This is a genomic window from Marmoricola sp. URHB0036 (assembly GCF_000426045.1).
Lineage (GTDB): Bacteria > Actinomycetota > Actinomycetes > Propionibacteriales > Nocardioidaceae > Marmoricola.
In genome coordinates, this window is the sequence record NZ_KE384490.1 from 213,392 (window position 1) to 228,824 (window position 15,433).

The window sequence follows — 15,433 nt, forward strand, 5'->3', positions numbered from 1 at the left end:
GCCGACATGGCTGTCTCTAGGCTGGCCACGTGCCGTCGCTCAAGGCGCTTGCCCGTGCCCACACCGACCTCTCGCGCGAGGACGTGGAGTGGCTCTCGTTGCTGCTCGCGGACTGGCAGATCATCGCCGACCTCAGCTTCGCCGACCTGGTGCTGTGGCTGCCAGCGCGCGACGGGTCCGGCTACTGGGCCGGCGCGCAGATGCGACCCACGACCGGTCCGACGGCGTTCGTCGACGACATCGTCGGGTCGTTCATGGAGGCCGGCAAGCGGCCGCTGCTCGACGCCGCCCTGCGCGAGGGGCGCATCGCCCGCGAAGGTGATCCGGAGTGGCGAGACGACGTACCCGTCCGCGTCGAGGCGATACCCGTACGACGCGGCGACCACCTGATCGCGGTGGTGGCCCGCAACACCAACCTCCAGGGCGTGCGTACGCCGAGCCGGCTGGAGCTGTCCTACCTGCAGACCGCCAGTGAACTCTCGCAGATGATCGCCCGAGGGGCGTTCCCGTTCCCCGGGCAGCGCTCCGACCATGCCGACACCCCGCGCGTCGGCGACGGGTTCATCCGGGTGGATGCCGACGGGCACGTGACCTACGCCAGCCCCAACGCCTTGTCGGTCTACCGCAAGCTCGGGCTGACCGGTGACCTCAGCGGCACCTCGCTGGCCGGACAGACCCGTGAGCTGGTCCCCGCAGGGACGCGCCCGGACGAGGAGACGATCAGCGCCGTGCTCGGTGGGCGGATGCCGCGCGACACCGAGCTCGGCAACGCGCAGGCCACGCTGATCCTGCGATCCATCCCGCTCAGCCCCACCGGCGAGCACACCGGGGGCCTGGTGCTGCTGCGCGACGTGACCGACCTGCGGCGGCGCGACCGCGAGCTGGTCACCAAGGACGCGACCATCCGTGAGATCCACCACCGGGTCAAGAACAACCTGCAGACCGTCGCGGCCCTGCTGCGGCTGCAGGCCCGTCGGATCGGCGTACCGGAGGGCCGGGTCGCGCTGGAGGAGGCGGTACGCCGGGTCGGCGCGATCGCCGTCGTCCACGAGACCCTCAGCCAGGCCTTCGACGAGAGCGTCGACTTCGACGACGTCACCGATCGGCTGACCCGGCTGGTCACCGACGTCGGCTCGCAGGGGGCGCCGATCCGGGCTCACCGGACCGGCTCGTTCGGCTCCATCAGCTCGGATGCCGCCACGCCCCTGGCCATGGTGTACACCGAGCTCATCCAGAACGCCGTCGAGCACGCCTTCTCGGCGGAGCGCTCGGGCACCATCGAGATCCGCTGCGCCCGCGAGGACGACGGCCTGCGGCTCGCCGTGGAGGACGACGGGGTCGGCCTGCCCGACGGGTTCAGCGTCGAGGAGACGGCCAGTCTGGGCCTGTCCATCGTGCTCACCCTCGTGGGTGAGCTCGGGGGTCAGATCGGGCTGGGACCCCGGGGCGAGGGGAGCGGGACGCGGGTCGAGGTGTGGATCCCGAACGTGGCTCCCCAGCCGAGGTGAGAGAGCCGAGGACGAGGGTCAGGCGGTGCGGACGCGGGCCCGGGCGTTGCGACGCTTCAGCGCGCGCCGCTCGTCCTCGCTGAGGCCTCCCCAGACACCGTGGTCCTGCCCGGCCTCGAGGGCCCACGCGAGGCACTGTTCGCGCACGTCGCAGCGTCGGCACACCTGCTTGGCCTCCTCGATCTGCAAGATCGCGGGACCGGTGTTGCCGATCGGGAAGAACAATTCCGGGTCCTCGTCGAGGCACGCGGAACGGTGACGCCAATCCATGGGTGGGGAACCCCTCCGAACTCATTTGTGAACGCGTTCACTATCGTAGCCCGGTGCTCATGGGTGGGGAACCGGGAGTGTGTAGGTGGTGCGCACGGCGAAGATGTGCTGCGGCGCACGTATTCGATCGTTGCAACTCCCGGGCGCGATGACAACCCCCCTTGATCGTCGCCTTGGTCACAGCACCTCGAGGAATAGGGTCGGACCCGTGACTGACTCCCGTCCCGACCCCTCCGGGCGCGCCCCCGAGCCGGACCCGACGACGCGGTCGCCGTACTCCCGGTACGGCGCGCCGGCCCCGCTCGCAGTGGCCGCCGGCATGACGTTCGTCGAGGGTCTGCTGATCGTGCTGTTCGGCATCAGCGAGCTGGTCAGCCTGGACAGCGACCGGCTGGTGATGGGGCTGACCACCGCGGTGTTCTTCGTGGTCTACGGAGCCGTGCTGCTGGCCTGCGCCCGCGGACTGCACATGGTGCGTGGCTGGGCGCGCGGACCGGTGCTGCTCTCCCAGCTGATCCTGCTGGGCCTGGCCTGGAGCTTCAAGGGTGGCGACACCCTGCCGATCGCCATCGTGCTCGCGCTCGCCGGGGCGATCGTGCTGGCCGGACTGCTGCACCCGCGCTCCATCGACGCGCTCGAGCACACCGGGTAGCCCCTCCGGGAGGCGGCGTCAGCCGACCTCGGTCAGCGAGGTGCGCAGCTGCTCGAGGGTGCGGTTGAGCAGTCGGGACACGTGCATCTGGGAGACGCCGATCTCCTCGGCGATCTGCGACTGGGTCATGCCGCGGAAGAAGCGCAGCAGCAGAATCCGCTTCTCCCTGGTGGGCAACGCCTCGATCAGCGGCTTGATCGACTCGCGGATCTCGACGTGGTTGAGCGCCTCGTCGTCCATCCCGAGGCTGTCCAGCATGCTGTTGCCCGGACGGTCGTCATTGCTGTCGCCGGCGTCGAGGGAGAGCGTGGAGTAGGCGTTGGCCGACTCGATGCCCTCCATCACCTCCTCGACGCTGACCCCGATCTTGTCCGCGATCTCGCGCGGTGTGGGGGAGCGGCCGAGCTCCTGGGACATGTCGCCGGTGACCGCGCTGATCGACATGCGCAGCTCCTGGAGCCGCCGCGGCACCCGGATCGCCCAGCCCTTGTCGCGGAAGTAGCGCTTGATCTCGCCGATGATCGTCGGGGTGGCGTACGTCGAGAACTCCACGCCGCGGTCGGTGTCGAAGCGGTCCACCGACTTGATCAGGCCGATGGTGCCGACCTGGACGAGGTCGTCGAGTGGCTCGCCACGGTTGGTGAAACGGCGTGCGCAGTGGTCGACCAGTGGCAGGTGCAGCTGCACGAGCTCCTCGCGGCACTGGGTTCGCCGTACCTCCGAGGTGTCGGCGTGGCCCAGCTCGCTGAACAGCGCGAGGCTCAGCTCGCGGGTCGTCTGAGCGGCGGCCCCGCGTCGCTCGAGCGCGTCGGACCCGGCATCCTCCACCGCGTCACGCCGCAATGCTGGAGCGCACGGTGAACGAGACCCAGCGAAGGCGTCCATCGCGGCTGGTGACGACCTCGCTCGTCAACGCGGTGAGCACCTGCCAGCCGAAGCTGTCCACGTCGGGCTCGATGTCACCGAGGGCGTCGGCCGAGACCGAGACCCTGATCGAGCCGTCACGCAGGCCGAAGGCGGCGTACAGGTCGCCCTCCGGGTTGGCGTTCTCCAGCACGAGCGCGCACGCTTCGCCGACCGCCATCCGCAGGTCCTCGATGTCGTCGAGGGTGAAGTCCAGGCGGGCGGCCAGACCTGCGGTGGTCATGCGCAGCACCGCGACGTAGGCGCTCTCTGCCGGCAGGCGCAGCTCGACGTCCGGTCGTTGGCTCACGGTGGTGTCCTTGGGAAGGGTGTGGTCTGTGAGAACAGACTAATCCGAGATATGCCGCGGCGTGGCGGTTCGCCGACGCTCTCGGACACCTCGCACCTGCAGACATCGACCCCGGAACGCGGGGCTCCGGGGTCGACGTGATCGTGCGTGCGGCTGCTGGCCGCGCCGGCTCAGTCGCCGGGGGTGGTGCTGACGGTGATCTTGGCGATGCCGACGAGCAGGCCGGGCTTGACCGCGTCGGTCTTGAAGACCTTGTCGAGCAGGGGGGCCGCCACGGGGGAGATCTCCACCTTGGTGCCCTCCAGGGTGGCCGTGCCACTGCCGGTGCTCAGCGGCTCGAGGGTGCGGCCGTCGAGCTTGAACAGGTAGGCGCTGGACACCACGGGCTTGCCGTTGAGGCTCACGTCGCCGTACACCCGCGAGACGCCCGGGTCGACGTTGAGGTTGGTCAGCTCGACCTTGGTGCCGCCGGCGCTCAGCGAGAGACCGGAGCCCTCGTGCTGGATCTGGCCGATGACGTACGGCGAGACCTGGCCCGGCTTGAACACGGTCACGTTGCCGCCCGTGATCGGGAAGATGAGCGCGCCGTTCTCGAGCTTGGCGGTGCCGACGGTGCCCGGGGTGAGCTTGAGCTGGGTCAGGGCGTCGACGAAGCCCTGGTCGAGGGTGACCTGGGTGTCGTTGCCGGTCAGCGAGTCGATGGCGGCGACCGGCTTGGGAGCCGAGGCCTTGGTCGTCGCCGACGCGTTGGAGGTGTCGTCGCTGCTGCCGCAGGCTGCGACGGAGAGGCTGGCGGTGGTCACGAGCGCCGCGGCCGCGATGGCCTTGCGGGTCCGAGTGGAGAAGATCGAGCTCATCGGGGTTCACATCCTGAACGTTGGGTTCGTTGTGTCCCACGTCGTTCGTGACGGTGCCCCGACCGGATTGGTCCGGAGTGCTGCGAGACGGCAGAACCCCCGTCGCCATGGGGCAAACGGGGGTTCTGACCTTTGGTTGCGCTAGAAGCGTGCGTCAGGGCTTCGCAAGCTCAGCCCTTCCTCAGACCTCCAGTCCTTCACTTCGTTCAGGACTTCTTGGTCTCCCAGAAGATCTCTGCGATCTCGTCGATCTTGGCGAGCAGCTCGTCGGCCTTGGCCTCGTCGAGCTCGCCCTTGGTGCCGCTCGCACCGGCCAGCTTGGTGGCCTCGTTGACCAGCGTGTGCAGCTGCGGGTACTTCTCGAAGTGCGGGGGCTTGAAGTAGTCGGTCCACAGCACCCACAGGTGGTGCTTGACCAGCTCGGAGCGCTGCTCCTTGATCAGGATGGCGCGGGTGCGGAAGTCGGGGTCGTCGTTGTCGGCGACCTTCGCGATGATCGCCTTGACCGACTCGGCCTCGATCCGTGCCTGGGCCGGGTCATACACACCGCAAGGAAGGTCGCAGTGGGCGGAGACCTCGATGGTCGGGGCGAAGAACTTCTTCAGCATGCGGTTCTTTCCTCTCGCTGTCGGCTGTGCTGGCGTCACCGTGCCGTCACGGTCACGACCTGCCTGCGACACTACTGCGCACGCAGCGACGCGCTCCATGGGAGGTCCAGCGCAGATGTTCGGTCGTTCCGTACCCCGTTCGGGCGGACTGATCCCCCTCGGGGTCGCCGTGGTCCGTGGACGGTCGATGACGCCGACGCTGGAGGAGGGTGACCGGCTGCTGGTGCGCTACGGCGCCACGCCACGACCAGGTGCGATCGCGATCGTGCGCTTCGCCGACGGGGTGGTCGCGGTCAAGCGGCTCGACCACCGCTCGAGCGACGGCTGGTGGGTGGTGCGCGACAACGCCTTCGAGGGGCGCGACTCCTGGTCGGGTGGGGCGATCGCCGAGGACGGCGTACTCGCCCTGGTGGTGCTCCGGTTGTGGCCACGCCCCGGCCGGCTGCCGGCCGCGCCGGACGACGCTGCGTGATACCTCACATTCACCAGGCCGTACGCCGCAGGCAGTCATCGTTGTGCCACGATGGGGCTGGGTCACCCCCCACTCGTACCGCGAGTCCGCGGCCACACCACCGGTCCTGCGTCGACTCGCCCTCGTCACTTCACTGACCCACCCATGCCCCAGGGGAGCCCTTCATGGTTGCATCGGAACACATGCCTGATCTCGAGAACCCACGCGCCCACGATCCCGTCTTCGCCCTGCACGCCGGCGGCAAGATGGAGATCGCGTCGCGCGTCGCCCTCAACGGTCCGGAGGAGCTCTCGCTCGCCTACACGCCCGGCGTCGCGCGGGTGTGCGAGGCCATCGCGGCCGAGCCTGCCCTGGCCGACGACTACACGTGGGTCTCCAACACCGTCGCGATCGTCACCGACGGCACCGCCGTGCTGGGCCTGGGCGACATCGGTGCGAAGGCAGCGATGCCGGTGATGGAGGGCAAGGCGGTGCTGTTCAAGCAGTTCGGCGGGGTCGACGCCGTGCCGATCTGCCTGGACACCACGGACGTCGACGAGATCGTCGAGACCGTCGCGCGGCTCGCGCCGAGCTTCGGTGGCGTCAACCTCGAGGACATCTCCGCGCCGCGCTGCTTCGAGATCGAGGACCGTCTCAAGCAGGCGCTGGACATCCCCGTCTTCCACGACGACCAGCACGGCACGGCCGTGGTGGTGCTGGCCGCGCTCGAGAACGCGCTGCGGCTGACCGACCGGCTGATGGAGACGACCCGGGTGGTCGTCTCCGGTGCGGGGGCGGCCGGTGTCGCTGTCTCGCGCATCCTCCTGGCAGCCGGCATCACCGACGTCTCCGTGATCGACCGGGCCGGCGTACTCGCCTCCTCCCGCGGTCCCCTCAACGACTCCAAGAAGGCGCTCGCCGAGGTCACCGCCGACCTGACCGGTCGCACCGGCACGCTGGCCGACGTGATGGCCGGTGCGGACGTGTTCATCGGCGTCTCGGGCGGGACCGTTCCCGAGGAGATCGTCGCGACCATGGCGTCCGACGCCATCGTGTTCGGGCTGGCCAACCCGCATCCCGAGGTGCACCCCGACGTCGCCCACCGGCACGCCCGCATCGTCGCGACCGGTCGCTCGGACTTCCCCAACCAGATCAACAACGTGCTGGCGTTCCCGGGGATCTTCCGCGGCACCTTCGACGCGCGCGCCACCGCGATCACCGAGGGCATGAAACTGGCGGCCGCCGACGCCCTCGCCTCGATCGTGGCCGACGTCGCGACCGAGGAGCTGATCATCCCCTCGCCCTTCGACCCCCGCGTCGGCCCGATGGTGGCCGAGGCCGTGGCCGCCGCTGCCCGGCGGGACGGGGTGGCTCGTCGTTAGTGGCGCATCGACCGGCCGCTAGGGTCGAATCATGTTTGCCGTGTACGCCGAAAGCTTCTCCTCCGACGCACCGCTGGACGGTCTCGTGGTCGGTGAGCGACCCGATCCCGACGTGCCCGACGGGTGGACCACAGTCACCGTCAAGGCGGCCTCGCTGAACCACCACGACCTGTGGTCGCTCAGGGGGGTCGGCCTCAAGGAGGAGGCACTCCCGATGATCCTCGGCTGCGACGCGGCCGGCCTCGACGAGGACGGCAACCCGGTCGTCGTGCATGCCGTGATCAGCGACCCGTCGTGGCGCGGGGACGAGACCTTCGACCCGAAGCGGTCGCTGCTCAGCGAGCGCTACCAGGGCACCTTCGCCGACAAGGTCGCGGTGCCGAGGACCAACGTCGTGCCCAAGCCGGAGTCGCTGTCCTTCGAGGAGGCGGCCTGCCTGCCGACAGCGTGGCTGACGGCGTACCGGATGCTCTTCACCCAGGGCGGCCTCAAGGCCGGCGACAGCGTCCTCGTCCAGGGCGCCGGCGGTGGCGTCGCGACGGCCCTCATCACGCTGGCCCGGGCAGGAGGCCTGAAGGTCTACGCGACCAGTCGCGACGACGCCAAGCGCAAGCGCGCCCTGGAGATCGGTGCCCACGAGGTCTTCGAGTCCGGCGAGCGGCTGCCGACCAAGGTCGATGCGGTGATGGAGACCGTCGGGCGCGCCACCTGGTCGCACTCGATCCGGTCACTGCGTCCGGGTGGCGCCATCGTGATCTCGGGTACGACGTCGGGTCCCGAGCTCGACGACGCCGAGCTCACGCGCATCTTCTTCCTGCAGCTGCGGGTGATCGGGTCGACCATGGGCACCCGAACCGAGCTCGCGAGCCTGGTCAACCTGCTCGACGCCAGCGGCACCCGCCCGCTCATCGACCGGGCCCTCCCGATGGAGCAGGCCACCGACGGCTTCGCGGCGATGGCCGAGGGCGACGTGTTCGGCAAGATCGTCTTCACCCGCTGATGCCCACCCACCTGATCACCGGGGCCGGGTCCGGGATCGGTGCCGCCCTGGCCGAGGTGCTCCGTGCCCGCGGCGACGACCTCGTCCTCCTCGCACGGTCGGAGCGGCGTGCCGAGCAGCTGTCCGAGCAGTACGACGGCGCGCAGACCCTGGTCGCCGACCTCGCCGACGTACCCTCCCTCGCCGCCCTCGAGCTGCCCGACTCGCTGGACTCCGTCGTCCACGCCGCCGGGGTGGTCGACCTCGGAACCATCTCCGAGCTGACCGCCGCGCAGTGGCGCGAGCACCTCGACGTGAACCTGCTCGCCCCGGCCGAGCTGACCCGGCTCGCGCTGCCGGCCCTGCGCGCTGCTCGCGGCACCGTCGTCTTCGTCAACTCCGGCGCCGGGCTCCGGGCCAACCCCGAGTGGTCGGCCTACGCCGCCTCCAAGCACGGCCTGCGAGCACTTGCGGATGCACTGCGGGCAGAGGAGCTCGGCTCCGGCGTACGCGTCACCACCGTCTTCCCCGGCCGCACCGCCACCCCGATGCAAGCCAGGGTGCACGAGCAGGAAGGCAAGGAGTACGACGGAGGCGACTGGATCCGGCCGGAGACGGTGGCCGACGCCATCCGTCACGTGCTCGACCTGCCGCGGGACGCGACCATCCCCGACCTGACGGTCAGTCCCGGTCCTTGATCGAGCAACACCCGGTCGGCCCGTAACCGATGAGTTTGTCGGTGCCGACCGGTCTTATTGGTTTGCAGGGACCTCCCCACACAAGAGACCCTGTCCACCGATCTCGAGCAGTGAGGACCCGACATGAACGCCGTTCCGGCACTCCAGGAGCGCGACGCCGCCCCCGACTACGGCGTGCTGCGCTGGCTGGTTGGCGCCACCTTCGTGGTGATCCTCAACGAGACGATCATGATCAACGCCATCCCGCGGCTGATGGACGACTTCCAGGTCGACGCCAGCGCCGCGCAGTGGCTCTCCACGGCGTTCATGCTGACCATGGCGGTGGTCATCCCGATCACCGGCTGGTTCCTCCAGCGCGTGACCACCCGGTTTGCCTTCGGGCTGGCCATGGCCACGTTCTGCACCGGCACCCTGCTGGCCGCGCTGTCCTGGTCGTTCCCGGTGCTGCTCGTCGCGCGGGTCGTGCAGGCCAGCGGCACCGCTGTGATGATGCCGCTGCTGATGACGACCCTGATGGCCGTCGTCCCCGTGCACGACCGCGGCCGCGTGATGGGCAACGTCACCCTGTCCATGTCGGTCGCGCCGGCCCTCGGCCCGGCCGTCTCCGGCGTGGTCCTGCAGTCCCTGTCGTGGCGCTGGATCTTCCTGGTGGTGCTGCCGATCGCGGCCGGCATCGGCATCCTCGGCCTGCGTCGGCTGCGCGACGTCGGCGAGCCCGTGCCCGGCACCGTCGACTGGTGGAGCGTGCTGATCTCCGCGATCGGCTTCGGCAGCCTCGTCTACGGCCTGAGCGAGATCGGCGCGACCGGTGACCACACCACGGCGTACGCCGCCCTCACCATCGGCGTGCTCGGCATCGCCGCCTTCGTCCGTCGCCAGCTGGTGCTCCAGCGCGAGGACAAGCCGCTGCTCGACCTGCGCACCCTCAAGCTGCGTGTCTTCTCGATCTCGCTCGGCGCGATGTCGATCGCGTTCATGGCGATGCTCGGCTCGATGATCCTGCTCCAGCTCTACCTGCAGAACGTCCGCGGCATGACCCCGCTCGCCACCGGCCTGCTGGTGATGCCGGGTGGTCTGGCGATGGGACTGCTCGGTCCCAGGGTCGGCCGGGTCTACGACACCTACGGCGCTCGCGTGCTGGTGCTCCCCGGTGCCACCGGGCTGCTGGCCGCGATGACCCTGCTCGCGTTCCTCGGCTCCGAGACCCCGACGTGGCAGATCCTGATCGTGCACGTCGTGCTGATGGTGAGCCTGGCCGCCCTGTTCACGCCGCTGTTCACCATGGGGCTGGGCGTGCTGCCGCCGCACCTGTACTCCCACGGCAGCTCGCTGCTCGGCACCCTGCAGCAGGTCGCCGGTGCGACGGGCACCGCCCTGGTCGTGATGATCATGTCGACGCGCACTGCCTCGCAGATCGGTGACGGCGTCGCTCCGGTGGCGGCCCAGCTCAACGGCATGCAGTGGGCCTTCGCGGTCTCCGCGCTCCTGTGCGTGGTCGTGCTCGGCCTGGTGGCGCTGCTCCCGGCGCGGATCGCGGGCGGGCCCGAGGCGGGCATGGACCTCGAGATGGTCCCCGAGGTGGACCCCGAGTCCGTGGAGTGCGCCAGCTAGCGCGAGCTCCAGCGCAGGGCGCCCACGAGCATCATCCGCAGCTGGGTGCGTGCGGTCTCCAGGATCGCCGGCCGGGTCTCGGGGCGGGCGTTCACGATGGTCTCGGTCGCCCCCACCATCAGGGTGACGATCAGGTTCGACAGCACGCGCAGGTCCTCGGCTGACCAGTGCGCCGGATCGGTGAGACGAGCCAGGTCGGTGGCCAGCTCGCGCTCGACCAAGTCGATCTGGTGACGGATCGCCTCGCGCACCGCGGGAGGTCCCGCCACCCGTTCGCGCGAGATGAAGGCGAAGTGGGAGTGCTGGGCCATGGTGTGCTCGCCGAGCACCCTCACCGAGCTGTCGATGATGGTGCGGTACGTCGGGTCGCTGCGGCGTACGTCCTTGAGCATCTCCCGCAAGGAGACGAACGACTCCTCGACCAGGGCCAGCCCGAGATCCTCGATCGAGTCGAAGTGACGGTAGAAGGCAGTCGGCACGATGCCGACCTCCTTGGCCACCTGGCGCAGGGACAGGGCCACCAGGCTGCTGTCCTCACAGAGGTCGAGGGCGGCGTCCAGGATGTGCCGTCGGGTGCGCTCCTTGCGCTCCCCACGGGACTCGCTCCGGCCCTCGTCAGCCACCCCGGCGACGGGGACGGCGGGTCGGCTCACGGACTGCACCATCCACCGAGGGTAGCCTCCAGCGCGATCCGGTGGACGGTCGTGCACCGGGACCACCTCACTGGCGTCGGCTGACCTCGGCGCCGTCGAGGTAGACCGCCCGCACCCGCCCGCCGAGCCCGGCGACGTCCTCGGGGCGGCCGTCGACGACCACCAGGTCGGCGCGCTGGCCGGGCCTGATCGTGCCCCGGTCGTCGGCGACGTCGAGCAGCTCGGCCGCCGACGCGGTGGTGGCGTGGAGCGCCTCGAGCGGCGACAGGCCGGCGCCCACCATCAGCTCGACCTCCTCGAGGTTGGTGCCGTGGGCGCCGACGCCGGCGTCGGTCCCCATGGCGATGCGTACGCCGGCGTCGTGGGCTCGGCGCACGGCATCGACGTGCACCGCGGTCAGCATCCGTGCCTTCTCCACCTGCTGGGCGGGGATCGAGGCCCCCGACTCGGCAGCGGCGATCACCGCGCGGGGCGCCTGCAGGGTCGGCACCAGCCAGGCGCCCTGCTGCAGCATCAGCTCGATGGCCTCGTCGTCGAGGAAGATGCCGTGCTCGATGGACCGCACGCCGTTGCGCAGCGCGGCCTTGATGCCGGCCGCCGCCTGCGCGTGGGCCATCACGTGGATGCCGGCGGCGGCGGCCTCCTCGGTCATGGTGGCGATCTCGGCGTCGCGGAGCTGGCCGTGGTGCGGGTTCGAGGACGACAGCACGCCACCGCTGGTGGCCACCTTGATCACGTCGGCGCCGGCACGGACCAGCTCGCGCACCCGCTTGCGCACCTCGTCGGGTCCGTCCACCACTCCGCTCGGGCGGCCCGGGTGGGGCAGGAAGACGGGGATCTCGGCGCCGCAGACGCTCCAGTCGTCACCGTGGCCGCCGGTCTGGCTGAGCATGATCACCGAGATCTGCATCCGCGGTCCGGGGATGAGACCGCGCTGCACGGCGGTCTTGACGCCGAGGTCGGCACCACCGGCGTCGCGCACGCTGGTGACGCCGGCAGCGAGGGTCTTCTCGAGGTTCGCAGCTGCCTTGTAGAACTGAAGGCTGAACGGCTGCTCGATCATCTCGACGAAGCTCGGGTTGTCCATCACCACATGGACGTGGCAGTCGAAGAACCCGGGTGAGACGAACGCGCCGGAGCAGTCGACGGCCTCGTCGCCGTCCAGGCCCGGTCCGACCTCGACGATGCGGCCGTCCTCGACCGCCACGTCGCCCTCGGCGGGAGCAGCCGTCGTGCCGTCGTACACCACGCCGCCGGTGAACACAGTTCTGGTCATGGGACGTGAGGCTAGTCGCACTGCCCGCGTGGGTGGCGGGCGTCACGCGGGGATCGCCTTGACCCTGCCGGCCGACCCCACCATGATTTTGAGTGAACACATGTTCACTGAAAATGTGGAGGGAGACCTGGCATGACGATCACTCAGAGACTTCTCGGCTCCCGCACCTTGGCGGCGCTGACGGCGCCGCACAGCGTGGACCGCTACCTCGAGCTGGTGAACCCGATGTGGGCGGCGACCGAGGTCCGGGCCCGCGTCGTCGACATCACCCGCGAGACCTCCGGCGAGCACCCGGTGGCCACCCTCACCCTCCAGCCCACCAGCACCTGGCGCGGGCACCGTGCCGGCCAGTACGTCCAGGTCGGCGTGGAGATCAACGGCGCCCGGCGTACGACGCGGTGCTTCTCGATCTCCTCGGCCGAGTCCGACCCGGGCGAGCGGTTCACCATCACCGTCCGGGCCCACGACGAGGCCAAGCCGGGTCAGCAGCGAGTCAGCCGGTTCCTGGTCCGCGAGGCCGAGCCCGGCCAGATCCTGCACCTCAGCCAGGCCCAGGGCGACTTCACCCTCACCGAGAGCCCTGCCACCCCGACCAACAACCACCTGTTGATGATCTCGGGCGGTTCCGGCATCACCCCGGTGATGTCGCAGGTCCGCACCCTGCTCCGCGACGGGTACGACGGCAAGGCCAACCGCAAGGTGACCTTCCTGCACTACGCCCGCTCGGAGGAGGACCTGATCTTCGCCGACGAGCTGCGTCGGCTGCAGTTCGAGGACAACCACGTCGACGTGCACCTGAAGTTCGGGGACGAGGTGTTCAGCGCCGAGTCGCTCGCCCGGCTGGTGCCTGCGTACCGCGACACCGACACGTGGGCCTGCGGACCGGCGCCGATGATGCACCTCATCCACGAGGCGTACGGCGAGTCGCCGCGGCTGCGCTCGGAGTTCTTCAAGCTCTCCACCGCGGTCGGGGCGGCCAGCGGCTCGGTCGAGGGGGACCTCAGCTTCACCCGGTCGGGCGCGTCCGCCACCAACACCGGCGACTCGATCCTCGAGCAGGCCGAGGCGCAGGGGCTGAGCCCAGAGTTCGGCTGCCGGATGGGCATCTGCTTCTCCTGCGTGTCCCGCAAGACCGAAGGCACCGTCCGCAACGTGCTCACCGGCGAGGAGTCCGCACTTCCTGACGAGGACATCCGCATCTGCGTCAGCGCTCCTGTCGGCGACTGCGCCGTCGACCTCTGATCCGCTTCCAACGAAAGGAAGACACCATGACCACCAGGACCACCAGCACCAACGCCAGGCTCACCCCCGAACAGCTCGAGGCGTTCGGCAACGAGATGGACGCCATCCGTCAGCGCCTGATCGCCGACCTCGGCGAGGAGGACGCGGCGTACATCCGCGGCATCGTGAAGAAGCAGCGTCAGCTCGAGGTCGCCGGTCGCGCCCTGATGTACCTCCCGCCGGCCTGGCCGCTCGCCGTCGCTGCGCTGAGCGTCTCCAAGATCCTCGACAACATGGAGATCGGCCACAACGTCATGCACGGCCAGTACGACTGGATGGGCGACCCCGGCCTGAACTCGCGCATGTACGAGTGGGACAACGTCTGCCCGAGCGAGCAGTGGAAGTACAGCCACAACTACATCCACCACACGTTCACCAACATCCTCGGCAAGGACCGCGACATCGGCTACGGCATCCTGCGGATGGACGAGGACCAGAAGTGGCACCCCTACTACCTCGGCAACCCGCTCTACGCCTTCCTGCTGATGGTGTTCTTCGAGTGGGGGGTGGCGATGCACGACCTCGAGGTCGAGAACATCGTCAAGGGCACCCGCAAGCTCGAGGAGAACAAGGCCCTGCACGCCGGGATCATGCGCAAGGTGCGCACCCAGGCGCTCAAGGACTACCTGCTGTTCCCGGCGCTCACCGGTCCGCTGTTCCCGCTCACCTTCGCGGGCAACGCCACGGCCAACCTGGTGCGCAACATCTGGGCGTTCAACATCATCTTCTGCGGCCACTTCCCGTCGGGCGCCGAGACGTTCACCGAGGAGGAGTGCCAGGACCAGGACGGCGAGGAGTCGCGCGGTCACTGGTACTACCGGCAGGTCCTCGGCTCGGCCAACATCAGCGGCGGCAAGCTGTTCCACATCATGAGCGGCAACCTGTCGCACCAGATCGAGCACCACCTGTTCCCGGACCTGCCGGCCCGGCGGTACCCCGAGATCGCCGCCGAGGTGCGCGAGATCTGCGGGCGCTACGGCCTGGAGTACACGACCGGTCCGCTGCACAGGCAGCTCGGCAGCGTCGCGAAGAAGATCTTCCGGCTCGCGCTGCCGGGCAAGCGGGCTCCGCGTCCCGGGCCGGAGGCGGAGCAGCCGGTCACCCTGGCCGCCTGAGCATCACCGGTTGAGGGAGACTGGACCCATGGAACGAGGACCCGACCGCGACCGGCTCAGTCGCGCCGAGATCCGCAAGGACGCCGTGCAGGAGACCTTCACGGCCGCCACGCACACCGTCGGCACGGTGACGACCATCATCACCGGTGCCGTGGGCGACATCGGCCGGGCGATCGGCGGCTTCGCCACGGAGCTCTTCGAGATCCGTGAGTCGACGCGTCGTGCCTCCCGCGACCACGAGGTACGCGCGGAGGTCGACGAGACAGACGAGATCGACGAGGCTCAGCCGAACGACATCTGAAAGTCGGCCATCCGGAACGACGCGAGGGACCGCTTGCCTGCCAGCCAGGCGAGCGGTCCCGCCTCGTTGAACTCCCAGGTGCCCCGGCACGGGAGCACCTTGGCGCTGCCGGCCAGCGTGGCGACGACCTCCTCGCCACTCTCGCGCTCCTGCCTGGTGGCGCCCTTGAACGGAGTGCGCAGCGTCGCGTGGGAGACGTCGCTGAAGCGGGCGCGGGCGATCGGACGCCCCTCGAGGCTGGCCGTCCACGACGTGCGCTGCACCCGCTTGCCGGTGTTGTCGAGACGGAAGTCGCAGAGGTCCTTCGGGATCGCCCAGAGCTCGCGGCCGCCGTCACGCGAGTCCGCCGAGTCGACCCAGATGTCGGTGATGGTGACCCTCTTCCCGACGGGTCGGGCGACGAGGAGCTCGGAGTAGGTCAGCGGGCTCGGTCGCTCGTAGGAGACGAGCGCGGCGCCGTACACCCCAGCTGGCCGGTCGGGATGGTCCCCCTCGCGTACGCGGAACAACGACAACCAGAGCTGGCCGTGCATGTTCCACGGCGCCGGGGGATAGGTCATGGCGCGAGGGTAGTGAGC

18 protein-coding genes are annotated in these 15,433 nt (G+C 69.7%); 10 read left to right on the forward strand and 8 right to left on the reverse strand.

Going from position 1 to position 15,433, the window contains the following annotated elements:
• Window positions 1-29 precede the first annotated feature (29 nt).
• Window positions 30-1,508, forward strand: coding sequence for a sensor histidine kinase (locus H976_RS0121280; protein WP_027863176.1), 1,479 nt, complete (start codon window positions 30-32; stop codon window positions 1,506-1,508).
• Between the two features lie 18 nt (window positions 1,509-1,526).
• On the opposite strand, the gene H976_RS0121285 is transcribed toward H976_RS0121280, so the two are convergent.
• On the reverse strand, window positions 1,527-1,778 hold the full coding sequence (locus H976_RS0121285; protein WP_027863177.1) for a WhiB family transcriptional regulator: 252 nt from the start codon (window positions 1,776-1,778) through the stop codon (window positions 1,527-1,529).
• A gap of 208 nt (window positions 1,779-1,986) precedes the next feature.
• On the opposite strand from H976_RS0121285, the gene H976_RS29250 reads away from it, so the two are divergent.
• On the forward strand, window positions 1,987-2,430 hold the full coding sequence (locus tag H976_RS29250) for a hypothetical protein (RefSeq protein WP_155918625.1): 444 nt from the start codon (window positions 1,987-1,989) through the stop codon (window positions 2,428-2,430).
• An 18-nt stretch (window positions 2,431-2,448) separates the two neighbouring features.
• Here H976_RS29250 and H976_RS0121300 read toward each other — a convergent pair whose 3' ends face one another.
• The 4 genes from H976_RS0121300 to sodN all read right to left on the reverse strand — a co-directional run bounded on the left by H976_RS0121300 (window position 2,449) and on the right by sodN (window position 5,108).
• On the reverse strand, window positions 2,449-3,258 hold the full coding sequence (locus H976_RS0121300) for an RNA polymerase sigma factor SigF (RefSeq protein ID WP_036227633.1): 810 nt from the start codon (window positions 3,256-3,258) through the stop codon (window positions 2,449-2,451).
• 4 nt (window positions 3,259-3,262) lie between these two features.
• Entirely contained in the window at window positions 3,263-3,643 is a 381-nt protein-coding gene (locus tag H976_RS0121305) for an ATP-binding protein (RefSeq protein ID WP_027863179.1), read from the reverse strand.
• 170 nt (window positions 3,644-3,813) lie between these two features.
• Window positions 3,814-4,500, reverse strand: coding sequence for a hypothetical protein (locus tag H976_RS0121310; protein WP_036227635.1), 687 nt, complete (start codon window positions 4,498-4,500; stop codon window positions 3,814-3,816).
• A gap of 206 nt (window positions 4,501-4,706) precedes the next feature.
• On the reverse strand, window positions 4,707-5,108 hold the full coding sequence (sodN, locus tag H976_RS0121315; protein WP_027863181.1) for a superoxide dismutase, Ni: 402 nt from the start codon (window positions 5,106-5,108) through the stop codon (window positions 4,707-4,709).
• A gap of 115 nt (window positions 5,109-5,223) precedes the next feature.
• Between sodN and H976_RS27825 the strand changes: the two genes are divergently transcribed.
• The 5 genes from H976_RS27825 to H976_RS27830 all read left to right on the forward strand — a co-directional run bounded on the left by H976_RS27825 (window position 5,224) and on the right by H976_RS27830 (window position 10,229).
• Complete coding sequence (locus H976_RS27825) at window positions 5,224-5,580, forward strand: S24 family peptidase (protein ID WP_051277268.1); 357 nt, start codon at window positions 5,224-5,226, stop codon at window positions 5,578-5,580.
• A 182-nt stretch (window positions 5,581-5,762) separates the two neighbouring features.
• Window positions 5,763-6,941, forward strand: coding sequence for an NADP-dependent malic enzyme (locus tag H976_RS0121325; protein ID WP_027863182.1), 1,179 nt, complete (start codon window positions 5,763-5,765; stop codon window positions 6,939-6,941).
• Between the two features lie 31 nt (window positions 6,942-6,972).
• Window positions 6,973-7,941 (forward strand): quinone oxidoreductase, encoded by a 969-nt coding sequence (locus tag H976_RS0121330; RefSeq protein ID WP_027863183.1) that lies wholly within the window; start codon window positions 6,973-6,975, stop codon window positions 7,939-7,941.
• On the forward strand, window positions 7,941-8,618 hold the full coding sequence (locus H976_RS0121335; RefSeq protein ID WP_027863184.1) for an SDR family oxidoreductase: 678 nt from the start codon (window positions 7,941-7,943) through the stop codon (window positions 8,616-8,618). The genes H976_RS0121330 and H976_RS0121335 overlap by 1 nt, the downstream gene beginning before the upstream one ends.
• A 123-nt stretch (window positions 8,619-8,741) precedes the next feature.
• Window positions 8,742-10,229 carry an MDR family MFS transporter gene (locus tag H976_RS27830; protein WP_051277272.1) on the forward strand — a complete coding sequence of 496 codons (1,488 nt, stop codon included), beginning with the start codon at window positions 8,742-8,744 and terminating at the stop codon, window positions 10,227-10,229.
• On the opposite strand, the gene H976_RS27835 is transcribed toward H976_RS27830, so the two are convergent.
• Together H976_RS27835 and H976_RS0121350 are read right to left on the reverse strand one after the other, a co-directional pair.
• The gene (locus H976_RS27835; RefSeq protein ID WP_036227637.1) at window positions 10,226-10,894 is read right to left on the reverse strand and encodes a TetR family transcriptional regulator; all 669 of its coding nucleotides are present in this window, start codon (window positions 10,892-10,894) and stop codon (window positions 10,226-10,228) included. The two genes, H976_RS27830 and H976_RS27835, sit on opposite strands and share 4 nt — an antisense overlap.
• A gap of 55 nt (window positions 10,895-10,949) precedes the next feature.
• Window positions 10,950-12,158 carry an amidohydrolase family protein gene (locus H976_RS0121350; RefSeq protein WP_027863185.1) on the reverse strand — a complete coding sequence of 403 codons (1,209 nt, stop codon included), beginning with the start codon at window positions 12,156-12,158 and terminating at the stop codon, window positions 10,950-10,952.
• A gap of 132 nt (window positions 12,159-12,290) precedes the next feature.
• On the opposite strand from H976_RS0121350, the gene H976_RS0121355 reads away from it, so the two are divergent.
• From H976_RS0121355 to H976_RS27840, 3 genes are read left to right on the forward strand one after another with little or no spacing between them, the layout of a single operon-like run.
• A complete protein-coding gene (locus H976_RS0121355; RefSeq protein WP_027863186.1) occupies window positions 12,291-13,400 on the forward strand; it encodes a ferredoxin reductase in 1,110 nt (369 codons plus the stop codon).
• 26 nt (window positions 13,401-13,426) lie between these two features.
• Window positions 13,427-14,554 (forward strand): acyl-CoA desaturase, encoded by a 1,128-nt coding sequence (locus H976_RS0121360; RefSeq protein WP_027863187.1) that lies wholly within the window; start codon window positions 13,427-13,429, stop codon window positions 14,552-14,554.
• A 28-nt stretch (window positions 14,555-14,582) separates the two neighbouring features.
• On the forward strand, window positions 14,583-14,855 hold the full coding sequence (locus H976_RS27840) for a hypothetical protein (protein WP_051277274.1): 273 nt from the start codon (window positions 14,583-14,585) through the stop codon (window positions 14,853-14,855).
• Here H976_RS27840 and H976_RS30490 read toward each other — a convergent pair.
• Window positions 14,837-15,415, reverse strand: a complete 579-nt coding sequence (locus H976_RS30490; protein WP_196804175.1) for an acetoacetate decarboxylase family protein — start codon at window positions 15,413-15,415, stop codon at window positions 14,837-14,839. The two genes, H976_RS27840 and H976_RS30490, sit on opposite strands and share 19 nt — an antisense overlap.
• Window positions 15,416-15,433: the final 18 nt, after the last annotated feature.